Raw genomic sequence first — 23,591 nt, forward strand, 5'->3', positions numbered from 1 at the left:
TGCATTTCGCTGGAGCTTGGCACAATGACCCTTGCCGTCCAATTCACCAACGTTTCGCGTCACTTTGCCGAGGTCAAGGCCGTTGACCGGGTGTCCATCGACATTCATGACGGCGAGTTTTTCTCGATGCTCGGCCCCTCGGGCTCAGGCAAGACCACCTGCCTGCGCCTGATTGCTGGCTTCGAGCAACCGAGTGCCGGCTCCATCTGCATCCACGGTGTCGAGGCCGCTGGATTGCCGCCGTACCAGCGTGACGTCAATACCGTTTTCCAGGACTACGCCCTGTTCCCGCACATGAACGTGCGCGATAACGTCGCCTACGGCTTGAAGGTCAAGGGCGTGGGCAAGCAGGAACGCCTGGCCCGCGCCGATGAAGCCTTGGCCATGGTTGCCCTGGACGGTTATGGGCAACGCAAGCCAGTGCAGCTCTCCGGCGGCCAGCGCCAGCGCGTGGCCCTGGCCCGCGCATTGGTCAACCGGCCGCGGGTGCTGTTGCTTGACGAACCGCTGGGCGCACTGGACCTGAAGCTGCGCGAACAAATGCAGGGCGAGCTGAAGAAACTGCAGCGCCAGCTGGGCATCACCTTCATCTTCGTCACCCATGACCAGACCGAGGCATTGTCGATGTCCGATCGGGTTGCGGTATTCAACCGTGGGCGCATCGAGCAGGTCGATTCGCCGCGCAATCTGTACATGCAGCCGGCCACCACCTTTGTCGCTGAGTTCGTTGGCACATCCAATGTATTGCGTGGTGAATTGGCGGTGCAGTTGAACGGCAGCCAACTGCCCTTCTCGATCCGTCCGGAACACATCCGCCTGGGCGACCAGCCAGCAGCCAGTGATGAAGTCCAGATCAGCGGTCTGCTGCACGATATCCAGTACCAGGGCAGCGCCACCCGCTATGAGTTGAAACTGGATAACGGCCAGTTGCTGTGTGTCAGCCAGGCCAACAACCAATGGCAAGCGCAGGCCATGCCCTGGCAGCCCGGGCAACGCGTTCAGGCACGCTGGGCACGGCAAGCGATGACCTCCCTGCAGGAAACCCTGTTGAACGAGGGGCAGTGATATGAGCCTGGCCCAGGGATCAACCTCGTCGGTGCCTTCCAGTTCGCCGCTGCGACGCTTCGCCAACCTGCTTTACCGCCGACCCAACCTGTACCTGGCGCTGCTATTGATCCCACCGTTGATCTGGTTCGGCGCGATTTACCTCGGTTCGCTGCTGAGCCTGCTCTGGCAAGGGTTCTACACCTTCGACGACTTCACCATGGCGGTCACTCCAACGCTGACACTGGCCAATTTCGCTGCCCTGTTCCACCCGTCGAATTTCGACATCATCCTGCGCACCCTGGGCATGGCGGTGGCGGTGTCGATTGCCAGCGCCACTCTGGCCTTTCCGATTGCCTACTACATGGCCCGCTATACCACTGGCAAGACCAAGGCGTTCTTCTACATTGCGGTGATGCTGCCGATGTGGGCCAGCTATATCGTCAAGGCTTATGCCTGGACCTTGTTGCTGGCCAAAGGCGGTGTGGCCCAGTGGTTTGTCCAGGTGCTCAATCTGGAGCCGGTGTTGCAGTTCATGCTCAGTATTCCCGGGGTTGGCGGCAGCACCTTGTCGACCTCGCACCTGGGCCGGTTTTTGGTGTTTGTGTACATCTGGCTACCGTTCATGATCCTGCCCATCCAGGCATCGCTGGAGCGCTTGCCGCCGTCACTGCTGCAAGCCTCGGCGGACTTGGGGGCAAAACCCCGGCAAACCTTTATGCAGGTGATCCTACCGCTCTCGGTACCGGGCATTGCCGCCGGTTCGATCTTCACCTTCTCGCTGACGCTGGGCGATTTCATCGTGCCGCAACTGGTCGGTCCGCCTGGCTACTTCATTGGCAGCATGGTCTACGCCCAGCAAGGCGCCATCGGCAACATGCCCATGGCTGCAGCCTTCACCCTGGTGCCGATCGTGCTGATTGCCATCTACCTGTCGATCGTCAAACGTCTGGGGGCATTCGATGCACTCTGAACAAGCTTCCTGGGGCCTGCGCCTGTCAGCCTGGGGCGGGCTGGTGTTCTTGCACTTCCCGATCCTGATCATCTTCCTGTATGCCTTCAACACTCAGGATGCCGCCTTTAGCTTCCCACCTCAGGGTTTTACCTTGAAGTGGTTCCGCGTGGCATTTTCCCGGCCTGATGTGCTCGAATCGATCAAGTTGTCGGTGCAGGTGGCCTGCCTGGCCACACTGATCGCGTTGGTGCTCGGCACCCTGGCTTCGGCGGCGCTGTACCGACGCAGCTTCTTTGGCAAGGAGAGCATCTCGCTGATGCTGATCCTGCCAATTGCCCTGCCCGGCATCATCACCGGCATCGCCCTGCTCTCGGCCTTCAAGACCTTGGGTATCGAACCTGGCATCCTGACCATCGTCATCGGTCACGCAACGTTCTGTGTGGTGATCGTCTACAACAACGTCATTGCCCGTCTGCGCCGCACCTCGCACAGCCTGATCGAAGCCTCGATGGATCTCGGTGCGGATGGCTGGCAAACCTTTCGCTACATCATCCTGCCCAACCTCGGCTCGGCGCTGTTGGCTGGCGGCATGCTGGCGTTTGCCTTGTCGTTCGATGAAATCATCGTCACCACCTTCACCGCCGGTCACCAACGGACCTTGCCGATCTGGTTGCTCAACCAGCTCAGCCGACCACGGGATGTGCCGGTGACCAACGTCGTCGCCATGCTGGTGATGCTGGTGACCATGCTGCCGATCCTTGGCGCCTATTACCTGACTCGCGGTGGCGAAAGCGTCGCCGGCAGCGGCAAATAACTCTAGGAGGACTTAGCCATGCAAACCCGACTGCTGATCAATGGCCAACTGGTTGCCGGTGAAGGCGATGCGCTGGCTGTACTCAACCCAGCCCTGGGCAGCGTGCTGGTAGAGATCAACGAGGCCAGCGAGGCGCAGGTTGATGCCGCCGTACGCGCTGCCGACCGCGCCTTCGACAGCTGGTCGCAGACCACACCCAAGGAGCGCTCCCTGCTTTTACTGAAACTGGCGGACAGCATCGAAGCCCATGGCCAGGAGCTGGCTCGCCTGGAATCTGACAATTGCGGCAAACCCTACGCTGCAGCGCTCAACGACGAGATCCCGGCGATTGCCGATGTATTGCGTTTCTTCGCTGGCGCCAGTCGTTGCCTTGGCGGATCGGCTGCCGGCGAATACCTGCCTGGGCACACCTCTATGGTTCGCCGCGACCCGCTCGGCGTGGTCGCCTCCATTGCGCCGTGGAACTACCCGCTGATGATGGTCGCCTGGAAAATCGCGCCGGCCTTGGCTGCCGGCAACACTGTGGTGCTCAAACCTTCGGAACAGACGCCACTCACTGCCTTGCGCCTGGCACAACTGGCCGCCGATATTTTTCCCGAGGGTGTGCTCAACATTCTCTTTGGCCGCGGGCCGAGCGTTGGCACGCCGCTGGTCACTCACCCAAAAGTTCGTATGGTGTCGCTGACTGGCTCGATTCCAACGGGTGCCAACATCATTGCCAGCACCGCGCAAAACGTAAAACGCATGCACATGGAACTGGGTGGCAAGGCCCCGGTGATCATCTTTGACGACGCCGACATCGACGCCGCCGTCGAAGGCATCCGCACGTTCGGTTTCTACAACGCCGGCCAAGACTGCACGGCGGCCTGCCGTATCTATGCCCAAGCCGGCATCTATGACCACTTCGTGGAAAAACTTGGCAACGCTGTGGCCAGCATCAAATATGGCCTGCAGAACGATCCGGACACGGAGCTGGGACCACTGATCACCGCCCAGCACCGTGACCGTGTCGCAGCCATGGTCGAGCGTGCCGTGGCCCAGCCGCACATCCGTCTGATCACCGGTGGCAAAGCCGTGGCTGGCGACGGTTTCTTTTTCGAGCCAACCGTGCTGGCTGATGCCCAGCAGGACGACGAAATCGTGCGCCGCGAAGTCTTCGGCCCGGTAGTCTCCGTCACCCGCTTCGACGATGAAGCCCAAGCACTGGCGTGGGCCAATGACTCGGACTATGGCCTCGCCTCCTCGCTCTGGACTGGCGATGTCGGTCGTGCCCACCGCCTCTCGGCACGCTTGCAGTACGGCTGTACCTGGGTCAATACGCACTTTATGCTGGTCAGCGAAATGCCCCATGGCGGTCAGAAACTTTCCGGCTATGGCAAGGATATGTCCATGTACGGGCTGGAAGACTACACCTGCATTCGGCACGTGATGTTCAAGCACTAAGGACCGCAAGGGTGCCGGCTATTGCTGTAGGAACCAGCCTTGCTGGCGATAGCATCGGCGCGGTGTCAGTTGCTGCGCGGCGCCTGCATCGCTGACAAAGCCAGCCCCCACAAACGGAGCAAAGAGGGTTTCCAATGTTGTTATTCGCGCAAATCCGACTCATGAATCGGATTCGCACGACTGGTCGCCCGTTGATACTGCGCCGGCCAGGTCGCCCTGTTGCCGCCCAGATCATCATCGGCATGCAAGGGCCAGTAAGGATCACGCAACAGCTCGCGGGCCAGAAAGATGATATCCGCCTGCGCCGTGCGCAAGATGGTTTCAGCTTGCATCGGGTCGGTAATCATCCCCACCGTACCGGTAGCAATCCCCGATTCCTCTCGCACCTTCGCGGCAAATTGCGTTTGGTAACCAGGCCCCGTAGGGATCTCGGCATTCACTGATGTTCCCCCGGAGGACACATCAATCAAATCCACACCCAGCTTGCGCAAACGCTTGGCCAGCTCGACGGTTTCATCCGGGTTCCAACCATCCTCGACCCAATCGGTAGCCGATAGTCGGACAAACACCGGCAACTCCTCGGGCCAGACCTCACGTACCGCTTCAGTCACCTGCAAGGTCAAACGAATGCGATTGTCGAAGCTGCTGCCGTATTCATCACGGCGTTGATTGCTCAGCGGCGAAAGAAATTGATGTAACAAATAACCATGCGCCGCATGCACCTCAACCACTTTGAATCCGGCTTTCAACGCACGCTGAGCCGCGTCGACAAAGGCCTGGATTACCTCGTCAATCTGCGCTTTGCTCATTTCTACGGGCGCGGTGTGCTGCGGATCGAAAGCAATCTTCGACGGCCCGATCGGCACCCAACCGCCCTCTTGCGGCTTAACGCTTCCCTGTTTGCCCAACCATGGCCGATAGGTGCTGGCCTTTCGCCCGGCATGTGCCAGCTGAATGCCAGGCACCGCACCCTGAGCGGTAATAAAGCGAGTGATGCGTTGCAACGGCGCGATCTGCGCATCATCCCACAGCCCCAGGTCCTGGGCAGTGATTCGGCCATCAGCAGTGACCGCCGTGGCTTCGGTAAAAATCAACCCGGCACCGCCCACCGCGCGGCTGCCCAGATGGACCAGATGCCAATCGTTGGCCAGGCCATCGACACTTGAGTACTGGCACATGGGTGAAACCGCAATACGGTTGGGCAGGGTCAGATGGCGCAAGGTATAGGGGTCAAGCAGCAGGCTCATGGGGCACCTCTCAAATCAAGTGGTAAGGCTCCAGATGGTTGACCGGCCGACCACAGAATCTTCCCCGCAGGTTCTTCGACCAATCATTCTGAGCCTAGACCACTTTGCTCCCTGAGTTCAGCGCGGCTCCATATGCGCGATCATCAGCTGTACGCTTTCCTGACCACGGAACTCGTTGACGTCAAGCTTGTAGGCCAGCTCGACCCAGCGCACCGTCGGGTTGGGCCAGATTTCGCGATCGACACCAAAGGCGATGCCATCGAGTTTTACCGCGCCGCACTCGCTCTTGAGCACCACCTTCAGGTGGCGCTCACCCACCACCCGTTGCTCAACCAGCTGGAACACTCCATGAAACAAAGGCTCGGGAAAGTGCTGTCCCCAAGGGCCGGCATGGCGCAGGGCACGCGCCAGCTCCAGGTGAAACTCTTCGACAGACAAGGTGCCATCAGTGAGCAGACGGCCGGTCAGGTCCTCTTCCTGCAATTGCCGGCGTACTTCTTCGTCGAAGGCCTGGGCAAACGCTGGAAAGCTGTCAGCAGGCAACGATAAGCCAGCCGCCATGGCATGACCACCGAACTTGCTGATCAACTGCGGATGGCGCGCCGCCACAGCGTCCAGGGCGTCACGAATGTGAAATCCAGGCACCGAACGGGCCGAGCCCTTGAGCATGCCATCGCCCGCATCGGCAAAGGCAATGGTTGGCCGGTGATAGCGTTCCTTGAGGCGTGAGGCAAGAATACCGATCACGCCCTGGTGCCAGTCCGGCTCGAACAGGCACAGGCCAAAGGGCATCGACTCCAGCGGCAAGTCTTTGAGCTGGGCCAGCGCTTCGCGCTGCATGCCCTGTTCAATGGATTTGCGATCCTGGTTCAATTCGTCCAACTGCCCGGCCATCTCTAGCGCCAGGTTCGGATCATCGCTAAGCAGGCACTCGATCCCCAGGCTCATGTCATCGAGGCGACCGGCGGCATTGAGCCGTGGCCCGAGAATAAAGCCCAGGTCAGTGGAGGTGATACGCCCGTGGTCGCGCCGAGCCACTTGCAGGATCGCCTTGAGCCCCGGACGGGCGCGGCCAGCGCGGATGCGCTCCAAACCCTGATGCACGAGGATACGGTTGTTGGCATCCAGCGGCACTACGTCAGCGACGCTGCCCAGCGCCACCAGGTCGAGCAATTCACCAATGTTCGGTTGTGGCCGGTTTTCATAGTGGCCAAGGCTACGCAAGCGCGCGCGCAACGCCATCAGCACGTAGAAGATCACCCCTACCCCGGCCAGCGCTTTGCTGGCAAAGGTGCAACCCGGCTGGTTGGGGTTGACGATGGCGTCCGCCAAAGGCAATTCATTGCCAGGCAAATGGTGATCGGTCACCAGCACTTTGAGCCCGGCCGCTTTCGCTGCGGCCACACCTTCAACGCTGGAAATGCCGTTGTCGACGGTGATCAACAGCTGGGGCTGGCGCTCCAGCGCAACCTGGACAATCTCTGGCGTCAGGCCGTATCCGTATTCAAAGCGATTAGGCACCAGGTAATCGACATGAGCCGCACCCAGCAAGCGCAAGCCCAGCACCCCCACCGTACTGGCCGTGGCACCGTCGGCGTCAAAGTCGCCGACGATCAGAATGCGCTGACGCTCAGCCAGGGCCTCGACCAGCAGGTCCACCGCCGCGTCAATACCCTTGAGTTGCTGAAAAGGCAACAAGCGCGCCAGGCTTTTGTCCAGCTCTTCGGCCGCCTGCACGCCACGGGCGGCGTACAGGCGAGTCAGCAACGGCGGCAAATCACCGAGCAGTGGCAAGGTTGAAGGCAGTGGGCGTGGTTCGATACGCATGGGCGGACGTGGGCTTCTCGTCAATCAGGAATAGGGAGTGTGCGCAAGGCGGCCTTAGCCGCGCTCACCCAGCAGCCATTGCAGCTGAACTTCATGCTGGCCACGGTCATCGGTGACGAAGATCGTGCCTTCGCTGATCATCACATCCCACTTGATCGAGCGTGGCATGTCCTTGGCCAGAATCTCCAGGACCTCTTGCGGTACGGCGGCAATGTTCACGTTCTTCAGGTTCTTGACCGCGGGTACCACCTTGGTCTCCCAGACGCGCAGGCTGCCATAGGCCAGCAGGCTGGTGCGTTCGGTGCGGCGCGAGCACCAGGTCAGGCGCTCGGCATCTGGTTGACCGACTTCGATCCAGTGCAGGATGCGGTCATCCAGACTCTTTTCCCACAGCGCAGCTTCATCCACGTCCGACAGACCACGCCCGAAAGTCAGTTGCTCGTTGTACCACAGCGCGTAGGCCAGCAACCGAACAGCCATACGTTCTTCGGTTTCCGAAGGATGGCGGGCAATGGTTTGCTTGACGCTTTCGTACACACCGCGATCGAGATCGGTGAGGTTCAATTCAAACTTGTAGGTCGTGGAGGGCTGGGCCATGGCGGGCATCTTGCGCAAAGAAAAAGTCGCCCAGTCTAACCGATCCGTACAATCCTTGCCCCGCGACAGTATCTGAGCGCGTCTGCCTGTGATAAAAACGGGAGCTCTGACCTGCCGCTACGGACGCCACATGCCCACGCCCAGCAAACCCCTCGCCGGACTCAAAGTCATCGAACTCGGCACTCTGATTGCCGGCCCTTTTGCTTCGCGTATCTGTGCCGAATTTGGCGCCCAGGTCATCAAGGTCGAATCTCCCGATGGCGGTGACCCGCTACGCAAATGGCGCAAACTGTATGAGGGCACTTCGCTGTGGTGGTTTGTCCAGGCCCGTAACAAGCAGTCGCTGACGCTCAACCTCAAACATGCCGAAGGCATCGAGATTCTGAAAAAGCTGCTGGCCGACGCCGATATCCTGATCGAGAACTTCCGCCCTGGGGTTCTGGAGAAGCTCGGCCTCGGCTGGGACACCTTGCACGCCCTGAACCCTAAGTTGGTGATGGTGCGTCTGTCCGGCTTTGGTCAGACCGGGCCGATGAAAGACCAGCCCGGCTTCGGTGCGGTGGGTGAATCCATGGGCGGGCTGCGCTACATCACCGGCTTCGAGGACCGGCCACCGGTGCGTACCGGCATCTCTATCGGCGATTCAATCGCAGCACTGTGGGGGGTGATCGGCGCCTTGATGGCCTTGCGTCATCGCGAGGTCAATGGCGGTGAAGGGCAAGTAGTGGATGTGGCCTTGTACGAAGCGATCTTCGCGATGATGGAAAGCATGGTGCCCGAATTTGATGTGTTCGGTTTTATTCGCGAGCGTACCGGCAACATCATGCCGGGCATCACCCCTTCGTCGATCCACACCAGCGCCGACGGCAAGCATGTACAGATCGGCGCCAACGGAGACGCGATCTTCAAACGCTTGATGCAGGCCATTGGCCGCCAGGACCTGGCCAACGATCCGCAACTGGCCAGTAACGATGGCCGCGACCTGCGCCGCGACGAACTGTACGGCGTCATCGACCGCTGGGCCGCCAGCCTAGCGCTGGACGCGCTGATGCAGGTGCTCAACGATGCGCAGGTTCCGGCCAGCCGTATATTCAGTGCCGAAGATATGTTCAGCGACCCACAGTTCCTGGCCCGGGAGATGTTCCTGCAAGCCAAGCTTCCCGACGGCAAGCCGTTCAAGATGCCTGGGATCGTGCCAAAACTGTCAGAGACACCGGGCTCCAGCGAATGGGTCGGGCCGGAACTGGGCGCACACACCGAGCAACTGCTTGCTGAGCTCGGCTACGACGCACCTGGCATTGCCCGCCTGCGTGAACAGGGTGCAGTGTAACGCATCGCGCCTGACCCGGTGACCGACCCGACGGTGGAGACTTGCATATGACCAAACGCAGGCGACAGCGCTGCCACACGCTGTTGGCATTAATGCTCTGTACCCTGTTGGGCACCAGCATGCCCGGCGTTGCATTGGCCAAGGAACGGTTGTTCTGGCTGCTGCGCGATCTGCCGCCGCTGACGATCTTCGAGGGGCCGAACAAAGGCCAGGGTGTGGTCGACCAGCTGCTACCGATGCTCATCGAGAAAATGCCCGAATACGATCACAGCATCCTGCGAGTCAATCGTGCACGCGGCAATCAGATGCTCCAGGAGGGGCGTTTTACCTGCGACCCCACCCTGCTTTGGACACCCGAGCGAGCCCGGTACGTGCACTTTTCCCAACCCAGCCTGGGTATTCTCAGCAGCGGTCTGGTGGTGCGCCAGCAGGACCATTCCCTGCTCAAACCTTATTTGAACAAAGACGAAATCGACCTGCACACGTTGCTCGGCAGCACCTCAATGAAGCTGGGTGTGGTTGCTGAACGCAGCTACAGCCCTTCGGTCGACGCCTTGCTCAAGACCCTGCCAGAGAAAACCTTGAGCCGTCACTATGGCAATGATGCGGTAACCAATCTGCTGCAGATGCAGCAACGCGAGCGCCTGCAGTTGTTGCTTGGTTACTGGCCGGAGGTCCGCTACCTGGTACAACAACAAGGGTGGGCAGCAGACAACTACCGGTTCTATCCAATCCAGGGTGTGGCTCGCTATCAGTTCATCCACATCGGCTGCGCCAACACACCCCTGGGGCGCGAGGCCGTCAGTCATATCGATCAACTACTCAAAGCCCTGCGCCGCGATACCCTGCCAGACCTCTATGCCCAGTGGCTGGACCCGGAGCTGCGCGAACGCTACCTGCAGGACAGTCAGCAGTTTTTCGACGACACGCCGTGAACAGGCAAAAAGAAACCCCGGACGTTGGGGAAGCCGCCGGGGTTAAGCAAAAGTCCCGCAGGACTTCTCGCGACCGTCGACAGGTATCGGAGCAAAACACCCATCAACGGTCCCTATAGTTTCTGATTGCCCGTCACGGCAATGGTTCCTTTACAGGCTGAGCGACTGGCCGCGCTGTTGCTGCACCTGCTGCATGACCGCGATCATTGACGGTTGCAGGCGTCCTTCGACAATCCGCAGGTCACGCTGCAAGCCATCGACCAGATCAACCAGCAAGGATTGCGATTGCAGTTCGCTGAGCGCCACCGAGCGGCGCAGGATAGTCTGACTAGATTCATCGACTACCAGCAGATTGAATTGATTTACTGAACCTTGTGGTTGCAGCATAACCTGGTACGGCGCCAATGCTTCACTTAACAACGAGCCCAAACATTTCATCCTGTCCATTGCTCACCTACCTGTTTCCAAGGGATACACCAATGACCGCAAATCGTGCAGGAAAGTTCTGTCGGCATGGTCCACTGCAGATTCAACGAGCATGACTGGCAAAAATGACAGTTTGAAACCCTCCATTGCTCGAACGGAGCCTGCTTTGAGTAAACCCCCTTTACACCCATTGCGCATTGTCCTAGCGGACGACCATCCGATCTTTCGTATCGGATTGCAGGCTGTCCTTGATCAAATCAGCGCAGTGAAGGTCGTCGCCCAAGCCGGAAGTCCGAAGGAACTGCTGGCGCAACTGCAGGCGCAGCAATGTGATGTGCTGGTGACTGATTTCATGATGCCGGTCGAGCAGCAGAACGACGGCTTGAAACTGCTCGAGCAAATACGTCGGCACTATCCACAATTGCCGATTCTGGTGGTGACCATGCTCAACAACGCCGGGCTGTTCCGGGCGATGCTCAATCTGGGAATCAACGGACTGTTGAGCAAGGCCAGCCTGGCTGACGAACTGCCCCAGGCCATCAGCTACATGGCCCTAGGCAAGGTGTACGTAGCTGCCTCGGTTCAGCGCCTGTTGCTCCAGGATGGCGCGGTCCGCGAGGACAGGATTGGCGTCCAGGAAAACCTCTCACCCAGAGAACTGGAGGTCACCCGCCTGCTGGCGGCCGGGCATACGGTGAGCCAGATCGCCGCCCTGCTCAACCGCAGCAAACAGACGGTCAGCACTCAAAAAGTAAGCGCCATGCGCAAACTGGGAGTGGCCAACGATGCCGCACTCTATCTTTACCTGCAGGAACATGGGCTGGCGTAAGCCCACGTTCAAGCAGTGGCCAGTTGCTTGAAACCAGCACTGGTACGCGTCGCTATCCAGTCCAGCAGTTGCGCGCCCGGCATGGGGCGAGCGATGAAGTAACCCTGCATGACTGGATGGCCCAAATCCTTGATGGCCAGCAGATCGTCAAGCGTTTCTACCCCTTCGACGACCACGTTGAGGTTCATTCGCCGTGCCATGATCAGGGCCCCTGCCACTACTGCAGCCTTGCGGCCATCCTGAGCCATGCCGCGAACAAACTCGCTGGGCAGCTTCAACTCGCTGAACGGCAACTCCAGCAGGCGCTGCACATTGGAAACGCCGGTGCCGAAATCATCGATGGACAGCTGGCAACCGAGGATACGCAGGTGTAGCAGACCTTCGAGCTGCTCCTCGTTCAGCGCACTGCCCGCAGTTTCAATCATTTCCAGGGTCAAGGCGCTGGCGGGCACAGCATGACGTTGCAGCGCCGCTTTGACCTGATCGTGAAAGTCATCTCGCTGCAGCAGTTGCGGTGCGATGTTTACCGCCACGGGCAATGCCGCGCCGGTGCGCGTTTGAAACTGCGCACTGAACGCCAAAGCCTGGTCCAGCACATGCCAGGTCAAGGTATCGAACAAACCAGCACGCTCAATCAGCGGAAAAAACTGCGCCGGAGTCAACAGCCCCAACGTCGGATGCTGCCAGCGCACCAACGCTTCTGTCCCCACCAGTTTACCGTCACAGTTTACCTGGGGTTGATAGTGCACCACCCACTGATCTTTGCATTGCGCCAGCTCCGACGCCGTCAGATTCAACAACTGTGGATAGACTGGCAGCTCGGCAGGTGCACGCGTGGAATTCTCCTGCTCAAGGTAACGACGCAACAGCTGATGCAGAACCAGGCTGGTGGCGGGCTTTGGCACACAACCCAGCACGTTCAGGCCCAGTTGCCGGGCTAGCACCCCCACACTGTCGATTACGCAGGGTTCGGCAGCGCTGAGAATGACGACCGCGGCCGCCAACCCACTTTCAGCCAAATGACGGATCAACGCCAGGCCGTCAGCGCCCTCCATCTGCAAGTCGCAAATGGCAATATCGACTCGACCGCGACGAGACAGGGTCTGACAGGCAGACTCGACAGATTCGGCGGTCAGGACATCGAATACGCCGTTGGCGTTGAGCATTTGATGCAACGCCATGAGTTGAAAGGGATGGTCCTCGAGAATAAGAACTTTGAGTGAATGCATGAGCCTTACCCCGCAGTGGCAGTCATGTGCGACAGCACAGGCGCCACTTTAGGCAAGCGCGTCCGAACAACATATCGGACTTGTCCTAAAGTGCTTGCGGTATTTTCTGAAGCTCCCTTTCAATATCAGCCTTGAGCTGCAATATCGCTTGCTCCAACGCAGGCCAGGCAGCGCTTACCGCGTCCGGGCCACGCTCACGGCAGGCGCGACCTAAGGCAGCGCACGCTTGGGCCAGGGGCAAAGCGTCAATCAGGCAGGCAACGCCCTCCATTCGATGCAAGGACGCGCGTATAGCGTCCAGCGCCTGGCGCGATACAGCATCTGCGAGCAGAAACTGTTCCTCACCGAGGTTCTTCTGTAACTCCTCGAGCATACGCTGCATAACCTGATGATTGGCCTGGGTCATCTGCTGCAGGGTCTGAATGCGGAAACTGCATAGCGGTGCCTGCGCCTCGATCACCGCCGCCAAACGCTCCAGGGAAACCGGTTTAACCAGTAGTTCGTCCATTCCCGCCGCCAGGCAACGCTCACGCTCTTCTTTCATGGCATTAGCGGTACAGCCAACGATGGCGATAGCCGGTCGCAGCGCTTGGCTTTCGACCCGACGAATAGCGCGCGCCAAGGCATAACCACTCATGACCGGCATGTTGCAGTCGGTCAACAGCAGATCGAAGCGTTCGTTCTGCATCGCCTGCAATGCCGCCTGGCCCGTTTCCACGGCCAGTACCTGATGACCGAGAAACGCCAGTTGCTGGCTGAGGACCAGGCGATTGGCAGACAGATCATCAACCACCAGAATCCGTCGTGCTGGACTGTCCTGACGATTTACAGCCTCTGGGCCGCATGGCTCCTGGGCTTGGACAACTGGCTCAACGAACAGCTCAACCCGTACCTCGGTGCCTTGGCCCGGTGCACTGTGCAGGTTGATTGTGCCGCCCATCAGTTCGACCAACTGCCGACAGATACTCAGGCCCAGCCCCGACCCACCGTACTCGCTGGCCAAGCGCGCACTGGCCTGGGCAAAAGGTGTAAACAGCTCGCTCTGTTGCTGCGCACTGATGCCGATGCCACTGTCACGCACACAAAACAGCAAGCCAACACCTGCTGGCGTGTCCTGCGTGGTGCGACTGACCCGAACGTTGACCTGACCCAAGTGGGTAAACTTGAGGGCATTGCCGAGCAAATTGACCAACACCTGCCGAAGTCGCAGCGGATCAAACCAGAACGCCCCTTGAACGTCCTGTGCCACATGCAAGTGCAGGTCCAGTCCTTGTGTCAGGGCCTGATTGCGAAACTGGCTGACAATGCCTTCGATAAAGGGCTTCAGCGCGGTCGCCTGAGGTGCCAGCTGCAGGCTGCCGGCTTCGATACGGGCCAAATCCAGGCTGTCACCGATCAAAGCCATGAGCTCTCCAGCCGACCGGTGGGCCGTCTCCAACCCCGGTGAAGGCACCTGCCCGTTAGCCAGGGCGGTTTCGCGCTCCAGCTCCAGCAAGCCGATGATCACCGCCATGGGTGTGCGGATCTCATGACTCATGGTCGCCAGGAAGACACTTTTCGCCTGGTTGGCCTGCTCCGCCTGCTGGCGCGCTTCTACCAGGTCAGCCTCCAGCTGCTTGCGTTCGGTGATATCGATCCAGCCGCCGAGCAGACCTTGTAACTGACCATCGGCGCGATAGAACGGCACCGTCCACTGGTAGGCGTCGGTGCGCTGACCTTGGTGCTCAATACTGCGGTCGACAAACACTGGCTTGGGGTTCTGCAGCAAGCTCAAATAATCAGCATGCAGTTGCGTTGCCAGCTCGTGCGGGATCACCTCGATATCGGTCAGGCGGCGCCCTTTGACATCCTCCAGACGTAACGAAAACACCTGCTCGTAACTCTTGTTGCAGGTGATCAGGCGCCCCTCCAGATCACGCACATAAATCGGGATGGGGATACCGTCGAGCAACGCGCGCTTGAAGGCCAATTGGTCATTGAGCGCTTCTTCGGCCTTTTCCCGCTGGTTGATCTGCGCCCGCAAGCGACTGCTCCAGAGCAGCGAAGCCAAGCCGAACAGCACAAGGCCCGCCGCGCTCCAGTACATCCACGGTGCAATCTGCTGCCAGGCCGGCGCCGGTGGTGCCAGTGCGCCCAACCACTTCATACGCACCGCACGTAGCTCAGCGACCGGGAAGGCTTCCAGTGCCTTGTTCAGAATGCTCTCCAGCTCCGGCGCAGTGCGGCGTACGGAAAACCGGTCCGGCGCCCATTTGCCTTCGACCCCGCGTCCAACCTGGAGCTGCGGATCATTGCTGAGCGCGCTGTAGGCACCGATCTCGCTGTCGATGGTCGCCAACGCCTCGCCGTTGCGTACCTTTTCCCGCGCTTGCTGCAGAGAGTCCACCAGCAGCAGACGAATGCCGGGGTGCTTTTGGCGGACACTGCTCTCCAGTGCATGCTGGGCGGGCAAGGCCAGGGTTTCGCCGGCCAGTTCCTCCAGCGATGCCAGGCCCAGGTTCGCGGGTCGAACAATGAACACCCAGCTCTGCCCACCTAACGAGTGGGTGAAGGTGAGAAACTGCCGACGCTCGGGCGTTTCGCTCAATGTGGTGCTCATGTCTGCCTGGCCGCTCTTGAGCAAGTGCAGACTCTGGGCGATGGATTCGGAAGGTGCATAGGCGAACTGCAGCCCCGTCAGCTGCGCGACGGTGGCCAATACGTCGCTGTTGAGCCCGGTCCAATCGCCCTGACGATTGCGAAACAGGTACGGTGGATACTGACTACCGACCACCGTCACCTTCGGATGGCTGGCGATCCATTGCCGCTCCTTGGCAGTTAATTCGACGCGGTGATGGGCCACATCCGCGCCCAGCCCGGAGGTCCAACGACCAAGAATTTCCCGGCGCACGGCATCATCGAGACTGCCCAGCGCACGGTTGAACAAGGCCTGCAACGGCCGATCTTCGGCCCGTATGGCAAAGGCGAAGCCAATGGGTGGCAAGGCGCTGGGGCCGACTACCTGTAATCCCAGATATGGGCGCAAGGCGTTGAAGGCGCGAATGATGATCTCGTTGCCGATAAAGACATCAACCTCACCCTGGTTGAGTGCTTCCAGGGCGCTACTGAGGTTGGGGGCCAGGATCACCTGGCTCTGCGGGTAGACCCGATGCATTACCTGGGTATCGGCATAGCCGTCGAGCAGGACAATTTTCTTTCCGGCCAGGGACTCGGCGGGCAACGGCGCACCGCCGCGGACTACCACCATGGAGCGGTCAGGGATGTAGTCTTCGGTAAACACCAGGCCCGGCACGCTGCGTTCGAAACCATTGGCGCTGGTCAGTACATCAATCGTTCCCTGGTGCAGCGCTTCGATGGCTTCTTCACGCTTGGCGAATGCCAGTACCTGGGTCTTGACCCCAAGGCGGTCGGCAACCAGGCTCAGGTAATCGGCGCTGATACCTTGGTAGCGGTTGCGGTCGATAGTGATATCAACCGGTTCATAGTCGGCAATGGAAATGCCCACCCGCAGTACGCGAGCGGAGCCGAGCCATTGCTGTTCGGCATGGCTCAACGGCATCGGTTCAAGGTCGATGAACGGCGGCGCCAGGGTAAACGGCAGCTGTGCGGCCTGCACCCAGCCAGCCGTACAGAGCCACAACAGGCAGGTCAACAGCAGTACCGCTGTTCGACGGGGTCCTTTGCTCATTGATACTCCATCGCTACTTCTGACTCTGGCAGTGTAGAAATAAAAAAGGCTCTTCACGGTCTCCCGCATTGGGCACTGGGTCGGGCTGAGGGCAAAAGCTTATCCAATCGAGGTAGCATCAACTCGCCCCTCTAAACATCTAGCCTCAACATCATCCCCGATAATACAAAAAGCCCGTCAAAGACGGGCTTTTTGTGGGCCTATCAATCGGTCAAATTGGCTTGCCGCGATTACCATGCTGACTGACGAACGCTTGCACCGCCTTCAGGTCATTGGCCAGAACCGTGCAACGCTCCTCCCGCGCGAACAGGTCGCTCAGGTGCGCTGGCAGCTCCAGAGGCTTGCCGACACCGGCCTTCTCAACCGCTTCCGGGAATTTGACCGGATGCGCAGTGCCCAACACCACCATCGGCGTATCCAGGCTGCGACGGCATTCACGAGCGGCTTTTACCCCAATCGCGGTGTGCGGGTCGAGCACTTCACCGGTCTGAGCGTAGACCTCAGCGATGGTTTCGCAGGTTTGCGCATCATCGACGGCCAGCGAATCGAACAGCTTGCGGGCTTCGGTCCAGCGATCCTGATCGACGCTGAAACCACCGCCCTGCTTGAAGTTGTCCATCAACCCGGCAATCGCCGCGCCGTTGCGACCGTGCAGGTCGAACAGCAGGCGCTCGAAGTTGGACGAGACCATGATGTCCATCGACGGCGACAGGGTCGCGTGCAGGGTTTCCTTGACGTACTGGTTGCCGCTCATGAAGCGGTGCAGGATGTCATTGCGGTTGGTGGCAACGATCAACTGGCTGATCGGCAGGCCCATGTTGCGTGCCAGGTAGCCGGCGAAGATGTCGCCAAAGTTACCGGTCGGCACCGAGAACGCGATCGAACGCGCCGGGCCACCCAACTGCAGGGCAGCGTGGAAGTAGTAAACGATCTGGGCCATGATCCGCGCCCAGTTGATCGAGTTGACTGCCACCAGACGAGTGCCCTTGAGGAAGCCCTGGTCAGCGAAGCTGGCCTTGACCATTTCCTGGCAGTCGTCGAAGTTGCCTTCGATGGCGATGTTGTGAATGTTCTCGCCGAAGATCGTGGTCATCTGCCGGCGCTGTACTTCCGAGACACGCTGGTGTGGGTGCAGGATGAAGATGTCGACGTTGTCGCAGCGGCGGCAACCTTCGATGGCGGCAGAACCGGTGTCACCACTGGTAGCACCGATGATCACGACGCGCTCGCCACGCTTGGCCAGGACGTGGTCCAGCAGGCGACCAAGCAATTGCAGGGCAAAGTCCTTGAACGCCAGGGTTGGGCCGTGGAACAGCTCCAGCACCCATTCGTTGCTGTTCAGCTGACGCAACGGGGCGACCGCAGCGTGAGCGAACTCGCCGTAGGTTTCTTCGAGAATCTTCTTGAAATCGGCATCGGCAATGCTGCCGGTGACGAATGGGCGCATCACCCGGAAAGCCAGCTCGTGGTACGGCAGGCCAGCCCAGGAAGCAATCTCCTCCTGGGTGAAACGCGGCAGGTTTTCCGGTACGTACAAGCCGCCGTCGCTGGCCAGACCGGCGAGCAGGACGTCTTCGAAATTCAGGGCCGGTGCCTGGCCGCGGGTACTGATGTAACGCATAGGTACAAACCTTTGGTTTGGGCTTCAAGCGTCTAGCTTCAAGCGACAAGTAAGCGCCAGGTGACGCCATACTTGCAACTTGCAGCTTGCCACTTGCCGCTGAAGTTAACTGAGCTGTTCGACGCGGATACGCACGACATTGCCGACCACATCCTGCAATGCTTCCAGGGCAGTGATGGCGTCGTTCATGCGTTGTTCGAGCACCCGATGGGTGAGCAGGATCATTGGCACCAGGCCGTCCTGTTCCTCGACTTCCTTCTGCATGATCGATTCGATGTTGATGCCCCGCTCGGAGAGGATGCTCGCTACCTGAGCCAACACCCCTGGGTGATCTTTGGCCTGGATGCGCAGGTAGTAGGCGCTTTCGCAAGCCTCGATCGGCAGGATCGGATGTGCCGACAGCGAATCCGGCTGGAAGGCCAGGTGCGGCACACGGTTTTCCGGGTCGGAAGTCATCGCCCGGACCACATCGACCAGGTCGGCCACGACTGAAGAAGCCGTTGGTTCCATGCCAGCGCCCGCACCGTAGAACAGGGTGGAACCAGCCGCATCACCGTTGACCATGACCGCGTTCATCACGCCGTTGACATTGGCAATCAGCCGGTCGGCCGGGATCAGCGTCGGGTGGACCCGCAGCTCGATGCCGTTGGCAGTACTGCGCGCCACGCCCAGGTGCTTGATCCGGTAGCCCAACGCCTCGGCGTAGTTAACGTCGGCGGTGGTCAACTGCGTGATGCCTTCGGTGTAAGCCTTGTCGAATTGCAGCGGGATACCAAAGGCGATGGAGGCCAGGATGGTCAGCTTGTGCGCCGCATCGATGCCTTCAACGTCGAAGGTCGGATCGGCTTCGGCATAACCCAGGGCTTGAGCTTCGGCCAGCACATCGGGGAAGGTGCGGCCTTTCTCACGCATTTCAGTGAGGATGAAGTTGCCGGTGCCGTTGATGATCCCGGCAACCCAGTTGATGCGGTTGGCCGAGAGGCCTTCACGGATGGCCTTGATTACCGGAATACCGCCTGCCACGGCCGCCTCGAAGGCGACGATCACGCCCTTCTCGCGTGCCTTGGCAAAAATCTCGTTGCCGTGCACGGCGATCAACGCCTTGTTAGCGGTGACCACGTGTTTGCCATTGTCGATCGCCTTGAGCACCAGATCACGGGCAATGGTGTAGCCGCCAATCAGCTCGATGACAATGTCGATTTCCGGGTTCGTTGCGACCTCGAATACATCAGCGGTAATGGGGGTACCGGTAATCTGGCAATTCGGGTTTGGCGAACGCATGGCAATCTGTGCCACTTCGATACCACGCCCGGCACGACGGGCGATCTCCTCGGCGTTTCGCTGAAGTACATTGAAGGTACCGCCACCGACGGTCCCCAACCCACAGATGCCTACTTTGACCGGTTTCACTGTGAACTCCCCATTGAACGAACGGCATGCAGCCGTCCGTGAAAACAGCCGCCTCCCCATGGTGACGGCTTGCTTGTTGATTTACTTACTGCCAGCCAGTGCCAGCTTGGCAACCTGTGGCGCCGGTTGATAACCCGGGATTACCTGGCCGTCCTCAAGGACGATGGCCGGGGTACCGTTGACACCAATCGACTGGCCCAGCTGGAATTGCTTGCTGACCGGGTTGGCGCATTTGGCCGCCTTGATTTCTTTACCGTCGATCATCTTGTCCAGAGCGCCCTTGCGGTCGCTGGAGCACCAGACGGCTTGCAGTTGTTCGTCGCCCGGGGAGCCGAGGCCCTGGCGCGGGAAGGCTACGTAGCGCACTTCGATACCGCGACGGTTGAGCTCAGGAACTTCGGCGTGCAGCTTGTGGCAGTACGGGCAGGTCGTGTCGGTAAACACAGTGATGTGCGATTTGGTTTCGCCCTTGGCAGGATAAACCACCATCTCGGCCGCTGGAATAGCATTGATGCTCTTGGCGATGGCCTGACGCTCGGTTTTTTCTGTCAAGTTGACCGGCTTGCCGTCCTGGATCTGATACAGATAGCCCTGCATGACGAACTGGCCATCGGGGCTGGCATACAGAACGCGACCGCCCTGAAGCTTGACTTCGTACAAACCGTTCAATGGGCTTGAGGCTACACTTTCGACCGGCAGCCCCAGCTCCAGGGTTTGCAGGGTCTTGCGGATTGCCTGCTCGGCGTTGTCGGCGGCAGCGGCAAAAGTGCTGACCAACGCCAGGGTGGCGGTGGCGATAATCTGGGTCACGCGCATGGGAACTCCTGAAGGCGGGCAAAGGGCCATTCCAGCGAGGCACGTGCTGAAATGACAGTGCGCGGATGGCCCTTGATGCAAACCGTCCAAGCCTATCACATCATGTCCGCGCAGACCGCCCCCAGCCGATACCCTGATCAGCCGCGTGGGTGATGGCGCGCGTGCAACTCCTGCAAGCGTGCGCGGGCAACATGGGTGTAGATCTGTGTGGTCGACAAGTCGCTGTGCCCCAGTAACATCTGCACTACGCGCAAGTCAGCACCGTGGTTGAGCAAATGCGTGGCAAAGGCATGGCGCAAGGTATGCGGCGACAGACTTTTGCTGATGCCGGCGACCTGAGCCTGATGCTTGATCCGGTGCCAGAAGGTCTGGCGGGTCATCTGCTCGCCGCGCAGGCTGGGAAACAGCACGTCACTTGGGCGCCCGTTGAGTAGCTCATTGCGGCCATCGCGCAGATAGCGCTCCAGCCATACCACCGCCTCTTCCCCCATCGGCACCAGGCGCTCCTTGCTGCCCTTGCCCATGACCCGCAACACGCCCTGGCGCAGGTTGATCTGATCCAGCGTCAGGCTGACCAATTCAGTGACCCGCAGGCCGCAGGCATAGAGGACTTCGAGCATGGCACGATCGCGCTGGCCGATAGGCTCGCCAAGATCCGGCGCCTGCAGCAACGCTTCCACGTCCTCTTCGGACAAAGACTTGGGCAACGGCCGCCCCAATTGCGGCATCTCGACTTGCAATGTCGGGTCGATGCCGATCAGCTTTTCTCGCAGCAAATAGCGATAAAAGCCACGGACACCAGAAAGAAAGCGCGCGGTCGATCGCGGCTTGTAGCCTTGATCCAGGCGCCAGGCCAAGTGATCGAGAATCAGCTCGCGTCCGGCGTCGGGCAAAGCCACGTGGTGCTCCGCAAGCCAGCCATTGAACAACGCCAGGTCACTGCGATAAGACTCGCGGGTATTGTCCGCCAGGCCTTTTTCCAACCACAGGGCGTCGAGAAACTGGTCAATCAGGGGATGTTCGATGGCAGGCATGACAACTCGGAAGCAGGTGACGAAAGCGCAGAATTGCCGCTAGTCTTCCACAACATGGTCGGCATAGGGAGTCCGAATGAACGAACAACAGATATTGCTGACCTTTGGTGGCATTGGCGCTGCCGCCCTCGCTTGCCAATGGCTGGCCTGGCGCCTGAAGCTACCGGCGATTCTCTTTCTCCTGCTTAGCGGCATTCTCGCCGGCCCCATCCTCGGCTGGCTGGATCCGCAAGAAATGTTCGGCCCACTGCTGATGCCGCTGGTTTCACTAGCAGTGGCGCTGATCCTGTTCGAAGGCAGCCTGACACTGCATTTGTCGCAATGGCGCGAGATCGGCACGGTGGTGCATCGCATGGTCACCATCGGTGCGCTGTCGACCTGGGTGATCATCACCTTGGCCACCCATTGGCTGCTGGGCTTTGATTGGCTGCTGGCAACCCTGTTCGGCACCTTGACCCTGGTCACCGGCCCTACGGTCATCGTGCCGATGTTGCGGGTGGTGCGACCGAAGTCGACCATCGCCAACATCCTGCGTTGGGAAGGTATCGTCATCGACCCGATCGGCGCGCTGTTAGCGGTAGTGGTGTACAGCTTTATCATCGCCAGCGCTGCTGGCAACGGTCTGAGTCAGAGTCTGCTGACCTTTGCCGGGGTGATTCTGTGCGGCAGCGCATTCGGCGCTGCCGGAGGCTGGATACTCGGCCAGGTCATGCGCCAGCAGTGGCTGCCCGAGTACCTGCACAACCTGGCATCGCTGGCTGCAGTGCTGGGCATCTTTATCGCCTCCAATCAGGTGACACACGAGTCCGGGTTGCTGGCGGTGACCATCATGGGCATGTGGCTGGCCAACATGAAAGGGGTGGACGTCCGGCAGATCTTGCACTTCAAGGAAAACCTCAGTGTCTTGTTAATCTCCGGGCTGTTCATCCTGCTCGCAGCACGCCTGGACCTCAACGCCCTGCTCGGCCTTGGCCCTGCGGTGCTGGCATTGCTGCTGATCATCCAGTTGATCGCCCGCCCACTGAACGTCGCGCTGTCGACCTGGGGGTCAAACTTGAACTGGCGTGAGCGCGCCTTGCTAGGCTGGATTGCCCCACGCGGAATCGTGGCGGCAGCGGTGTCGGCGATTTTCGCCATTCGCCTGCATGAAGCAGGGCATGAAGGCGCCTTGTTGCTAGTGCCACTGACCTTTGCCGTGATTATCGGCACCGTGGTGTTGCAAAGCGCCACGGCGCGGCCGTTGGCGCGCCTGCTGAACGTTGCGGAACCTGCGCCTAGCGGATTTCTCATCGTCGGCGCCAACCCGCCAGCACGAGCCATTGGCAAAGCCCTGCAGCAACTGGACTGCCGGGTTTTGCTCACCGATTCGAGCTGGGAAAACATCCGTGCGGCGCGTATGGAGGGGCTGCCGACTTACTTCGGCAATCCGGCCTCACAGCATGCCGACGCCCATTTGGACCTGGTGGGTCTGGGGCACTTGCTTGGCCTGTCCCCTTCGGGGGAACTCAATACCCTGGCTTGCGCACGCTTTCGCCATGACTTTGGTCATGCGCGGCTGTTCGTACTGGCCAGCGGGTTGGAAACCCGCCGTAGTGACAAACACCGCGCCAGTGACGAGCATCGCGGGCATGTACTGGGCAGCCAGGCGCTGACCTATGTTCAATTGGCTAATCAGCTACACCAAGGCGCAGAGCTGTACAGCACCAATCTGACGGAGACCTTTGGCTGGGAAGACTATCAGGCCCTGCATGGCGAGCGGGCAACCCTGCTGTTTGCCCGTGACAGCAGCGACTGGGTGCATGTGTTCGGGCCTGATAGCGTACTCAAGCCTGGTGCCGGGTGGACGGTGGTGGCGCTGATACAACCGGAGCAAAGCTAACCCCACCGGCGTTATTCAGAACCCCGGCAGAACCGGCACCGGGCGTTTGTCTGCATCGATGGCAACGAAGCTGAACAGGCCATGGATGGCCTTTTCGCGGCTGTCGCAACTCATGCTTTCGACAAACACTTCAACTTCAACTTTGAGGCTGGTGTTACCCACGGTGGCCACCCGCCCTACCAGCTCGACAATAGAACCGGCGGCAATCGGGTGCTTGAAGTCGATCCGGTCAGTGGACACGGTTACCAACGGCAAACGACAAAAGCGCGTGGCGGCAATGAACGACACTTCATCCATCCAGGCCAAGGCGGTACCACCGAACAAGGTGTTGTGATGATTGGTGGTGGACGGGAATACCGCCTTGGTAACGCGGGTCACCGACAGTTCGGTACGGCGTTCGATTTCCTGCTCTCTGGGGCTCATAAACTCACATTAGGGACAAATTACAGACAACAAAAAAGCAGCCC

Annotated in this window: 19 protein-coding genes; 8 read left to right on the plus strand and 11 right to left on the minus strand. The window is 59.9% G+C overall.

Translation table 11 applies throughout. The features are described from left to right. Positions 1-24: 24 nt before the first annotated feature. From ACQRAX_RS06675 to ACQRAX_RS06690, 4 genes are read left to right on the plus strand one after another with little or no spacing between them, the layout of a single operon-like run. Positions 25-1,065: an ABC transporter ATP-binding protein gene (locus tag ACQRAX_RS06675; protein ID WP_412037875.1), complete on the plus strand. Its 1,041-nt coding sequence runs from the start codon at positions 25-27 to the stop codon at positions 1,063-1,065. Between the two features lies 1 nt (position 1,066). Next, a complete protein-coding gene (locus ACQRAX_RS06680) occupies positions 1,067-2,017 on the plus strand; it encodes an ABC transporter permease (RefSeq protein WP_412037874.1) in 951 nt (316 codons plus the stop codon). Next, positions 2,007-2,813, plus strand: coding sequence for an ABC transporter permease (locus ACQRAX_RS06685; RefSeq protein WP_412037873.1), 807 nt, complete (start codon positions 2,007-2,009; stop codon positions 2,811-2,813). The genes ACQRAX_RS06680 and ACQRAX_RS06685 overlap by 11 nt, the downstream gene beginning before the upstream one ends. Before the next feature lie 18 nt (positions 2,814-2,831). Next, positions 2,832-4,256, plus strand: a complete 1,425-nt coding sequence (locus ACQRAX_RS06690) for a gamma-aminobutyraldehyde dehydrogenase (RefSeq protein WP_412037872.1) — start codon at positions 2,832-2,834, stop codon at positions 4,254-4,256. 140 nt (positions 4,257-4,396) lie between these two features. On the opposite strand, the gene ACQRAX_RS06695 is transcribed toward ACQRAX_RS06690, so the two are convergent. The 3 genes from ACQRAX_RS06695 to ACQRAX_RS06705 form a co-directional block, all read right to left on the minus strand. Further along, complete coding sequence (locus ACQRAX_RS06695) at positions 4,397-5,503, minus strand: NADH:flavin oxidoreductase/NADH oxidase (protein WP_412037871.1); 1,107 nt, start codon at positions 5,501-5,503, stop codon at positions 4,397-4,399. Positions 5,504-5,620: 117 nt separating this feature from the next. Further along, on the minus strand, positions 5,621-7,330 hold the full coding sequence (gene recJ, locus ACQRAX_RS06700) for a single-stranded-DNA-specific exonuclease RecJ (RefSeq protein ID WP_412037870.1): 1,710 nt from the start codon (positions 7,328-7,330) through the stop codon (positions 5,621-5,623). A 54-nt stretch (positions 7,331-7,384) separates the two neighbouring features. Then, positions 7,385-7,927 (minus strand): YaeQ family protein, encoded by a 543-nt coding sequence (locus tag ACQRAX_RS06705; protein ID WP_412037869.1) that lies wholly within the window; start codon positions 7,925-7,927, stop codon positions 7,385-7,387. Between the two features lie 130 nt (positions 7,928-8,057). Here ACQRAX_RS06705 and ACQRAX_RS06710 point away from each other — a divergent pair, with 130 nt between their 5' ends. After that, positions 8,058-9,257 carry a CaiB/BaiF CoA transferase family protein gene (locus ACQRAX_RS06710; protein WP_412037868.1) on the plus strand — a complete coding sequence of 400 codons (1,200 nt, stop codon included), beginning with the start codon at positions 8,058-8,060 and terminating at the stop codon, positions 9,255-9,257. A gap of 47 nt (positions 9,258-9,304) precedes the next feature. Then, complete coding sequence (locus ACQRAX_RS06715) at positions 9,305-10,192, plus strand: TIGR02285 family protein (RefSeq protein ID WP_412037867.1); 888 nt, start codon at positions 9,305-9,307, stop codon at positions 10,190-10,192. A gap of 150 nt (positions 10,193-10,342) precedes the next feature. Here ACQRAX_RS06715 and ACQRAX_RS06720 read toward each other — a convergent pair whose 3' ends face one another. Next, positions 10,343-10,630, minus strand: a complete 288-nt coding sequence (locus tag ACQRAX_RS06720; protein ID WP_412038422.1) for a DUF3509 domain-containing protein — start codon at positions 10,628-10,630, stop codon at positions 10,343-10,345. Between the two features lie 154 nt (positions 10,631-10,784). On the opposite strand from ACQRAX_RS06720, the gene ACQRAX_RS06725 reads away from it, so the two are divergent. Continuing rightward, entirely contained in the window at positions 10,785-11,447 is a 663-nt protein-coding gene (locus ACQRAX_RS06725; RefSeq protein ID WP_412037866.1) for a response regulator, read from the plus strand. Between the two features lie 8 nt (positions 11,448-11,455). Here ACQRAX_RS06725 and ACQRAX_RS06730 read toward each other — a convergent pair whose 3' ends face one another. The 6 genes from ACQRAX_RS06730 to xerD all read right to left on the minus strand — a co-directional run bounded on the left by ACQRAX_RS06730 (position 11,456) and on the right by xerD (position 21,245). After that, positions 11,456-12,676, minus strand: a complete 1,221-nt coding sequence (locus ACQRAX_RS06730; protein ID WP_412037865.1) for an EAL domain-containing response regulator — start codon at positions 12,674-12,676, stop codon at positions 11,456-11,458. A gap of 85 nt (positions 12,677-12,761) precedes the next feature. Beyond that, positions 12,762-16,364, minus strand: coding sequence for an ATP-binding protein (locus ACQRAX_RS06735; RefSeq protein ID WP_412037864.1), 3,603 nt, complete (start codon positions 16,362-16,364; stop codon positions 12,762-12,764). A 211-nt stretch (positions 16,365-16,575) separates the two neighbouring features. Beyond that, positions 16,576-17,985, minus strand: coding sequence for a threonine synthase (gene thrC / locus ACQRAX_RS06740; protein ID WP_412037863.1), 1,410 nt, complete (start codon positions 17,983-17,985; stop codon positions 16,576-16,578). A 105-nt stretch (positions 17,986-18,090) separates the two neighbouring features. Then, on the minus strand, positions 18,091-19,395 hold the full coding sequence (locus ACQRAX_RS06745; RefSeq protein WP_412037862.1) for a homoserine dehydrogenase: 1,305 nt from the start codon (positions 19,393-19,395) through the stop codon (positions 18,091-18,093). 81 nt (positions 19,396-19,476) lie between these two features. Further along, positions 19,477-20,211 (minus strand): bifunctional protein-disulfide isomerase/oxidoreductase DsbC, encoded by a 735-nt coding sequence (gene dsbC / locus ACQRAX_RS06750; RefSeq protein WP_045189520.1) that lies wholly within the window; start codon positions 20,209-20,211, stop codon positions 19,477-19,479. A gap of 137 nt (positions 20,212-20,348) precedes the next feature. Further along, positions 20,349-21,245, minus strand: coding sequence for a site-specific tyrosine recombinase XerD (xerD, locus tag ACQRAX_RS06755; RefSeq protein ID WP_412037861.1), 897 nt, complete (start codon positions 21,243-21,245; stop codon positions 20,349-20,351). A gap of 76 nt (positions 21,246-21,321) precedes the next feature. On the opposite strand from xerD, the gene ACQRAX_RS06760 reads away from it, so the two are divergent. Beyond that, a complete protein-coding gene (locus ACQRAX_RS06760) occupies positions 21,322-23,124 on the plus strand; it encodes a cation:proton antiporter (RefSeq protein ID WP_412037860.1) in 1,803 nt (600 codons plus the stop codon). A gap of 15 nt (positions 23,125-23,139) precedes the next feature. Here the strand turns inward: ACQRAX_RS06760 and ACQRAX_RS06765 are convergent, their stop codons facing one another. Next, on the minus strand, positions 23,140-23,547 hold the full coding sequence (locus ACQRAX_RS06765; RefSeq protein WP_412037859.1) for an acyl-CoA thioesterase: 408 nt from the start codon (positions 23,545-23,547) through the stop codon (positions 23,140-23,142). Positions 23,548-23,591: the final 44 nt, after the last annotated feature.

The organism is Pseudomonas sp. UM16, from assembly GCF_050312595.1.
Lineage (GTDB): Bacteria > Pseudomonadota > Gammaproteobacteria > Pseudomonadales > Pseudomonadaceae > Aquipseudomonas.

Coding starts and splice junctions, on each gene's coding strand:
- ACQRAX_RS06765 (WP_412037859.1), bottom strand. CDS start 23,547: ATGAGCCCCAGAGAGCAGGAAATCGAACGCCGTACCGAACTGTCGGTG.
- ACQRAX_RS06720 (WP_412038422.1), bottom strand. CDS start 10,630: ATGAAATGTTTGGGCTCGTTGTTAAGTGAAGCATTGGCGCCGTACCAG.
- xerD (WP_412037861.1), bottom strand. CDS start 21,245: ATGCCTGCCATCGAACATCCCCTGATTGACCAGTTTCTCGACGCCCTG.
- recJ (WP_412037870.1), bottom strand. CDS start 7,330: ATGCGTATCGAACCACGCCCACTGCCTTCAACCTTGCCACTGCTCGGT.
- ACQRAX_RS06680 (WP_412037874.1), top strand. CDS start 1,067: ATGAGCCTGGCCCAGGGATCAACCTCGTCGGTGCCTTCCAGTTCGCCG.
- ACQRAX_RS06705 (WP_412037869.1), bottom strand. CDS start 7,927: ATGGCCCAGCCCTCCACGACCTACAAGTTTGAATTGAACCTCACCGAT.
- ACQRAX_RS06675 (WP_412037875.1), top strand. CDS start 25: ATGACCCTTGCCGTCCAATTCACCAACGTTTCGCGTCACTTTGCCGAG.
- ACQRAX_RS06715 (WP_412037867.1), top strand. CDS start 9,305: ATGACCAAACGCAGGCGACAGCGCTGCCACACGCTGTTGGCATTAATG.
- ACQRAX_RS06760 (WP_412037860.1), top strand. CDS start 21,322: ATGAACGAACAACAGATATTGCTGACCTTTGGTGGCATTGGCGCTGCC.
- ACQRAX_RS06695 (WP_412037871.1), bottom strand. CDS start 5,503: ATGAGCCTGCTGCTTGACCCCTATACCTTGCGCCATCTGACCCTGCCC.
- ACQRAX_RS06690 (WP_412037872.1), top strand. CDS start 2,832: ATGCAAACCCGACTGCTGATCAATGGCCAACTGGTTGCCGGTGAAGGC.
- thrC (WP_412037863.1), bottom strand. CDS start 17,985: ATGCGTTACATCAGTACCCGCGGCCAGGCACCGGCCCTGAATTTCGAA.
- ACQRAX_RS06685 (WP_412037873.1), top strand. CDS start 2,007: ATGCACTCTGAACAAGCTTCCTGGGGCCTGCGCCTGTCAGCCTGGGGC.
- ACQRAX_RS06710 (WP_412037868.1), top strand. CDS start 8,058: ATGCCCACGCCCAGCAAACCCCTCGCCGGACTCAAAGTCATCGAACTC.
- dsbC (WP_045189520.1), bottom strand. CDS start 20,211: ATGCGCGTGACCCAGATTATCGCCACCGCCACCCTGGCGTTGGTCAGC.
- ACQRAX_RS06735 (WP_412037864.1), bottom strand. CDS start 16,364: ATGAGCAAAGGACCCCGTCGAACAGCGGTACTGCTGTTGACCTGCCTG.
- ACQRAX_RS06730 (WP_412037865.1), bottom strand. CDS start 12,676: ATGCATTCACTCAAAGTTCTTATTCTCGAGGACCATCCCTTTCAACTC.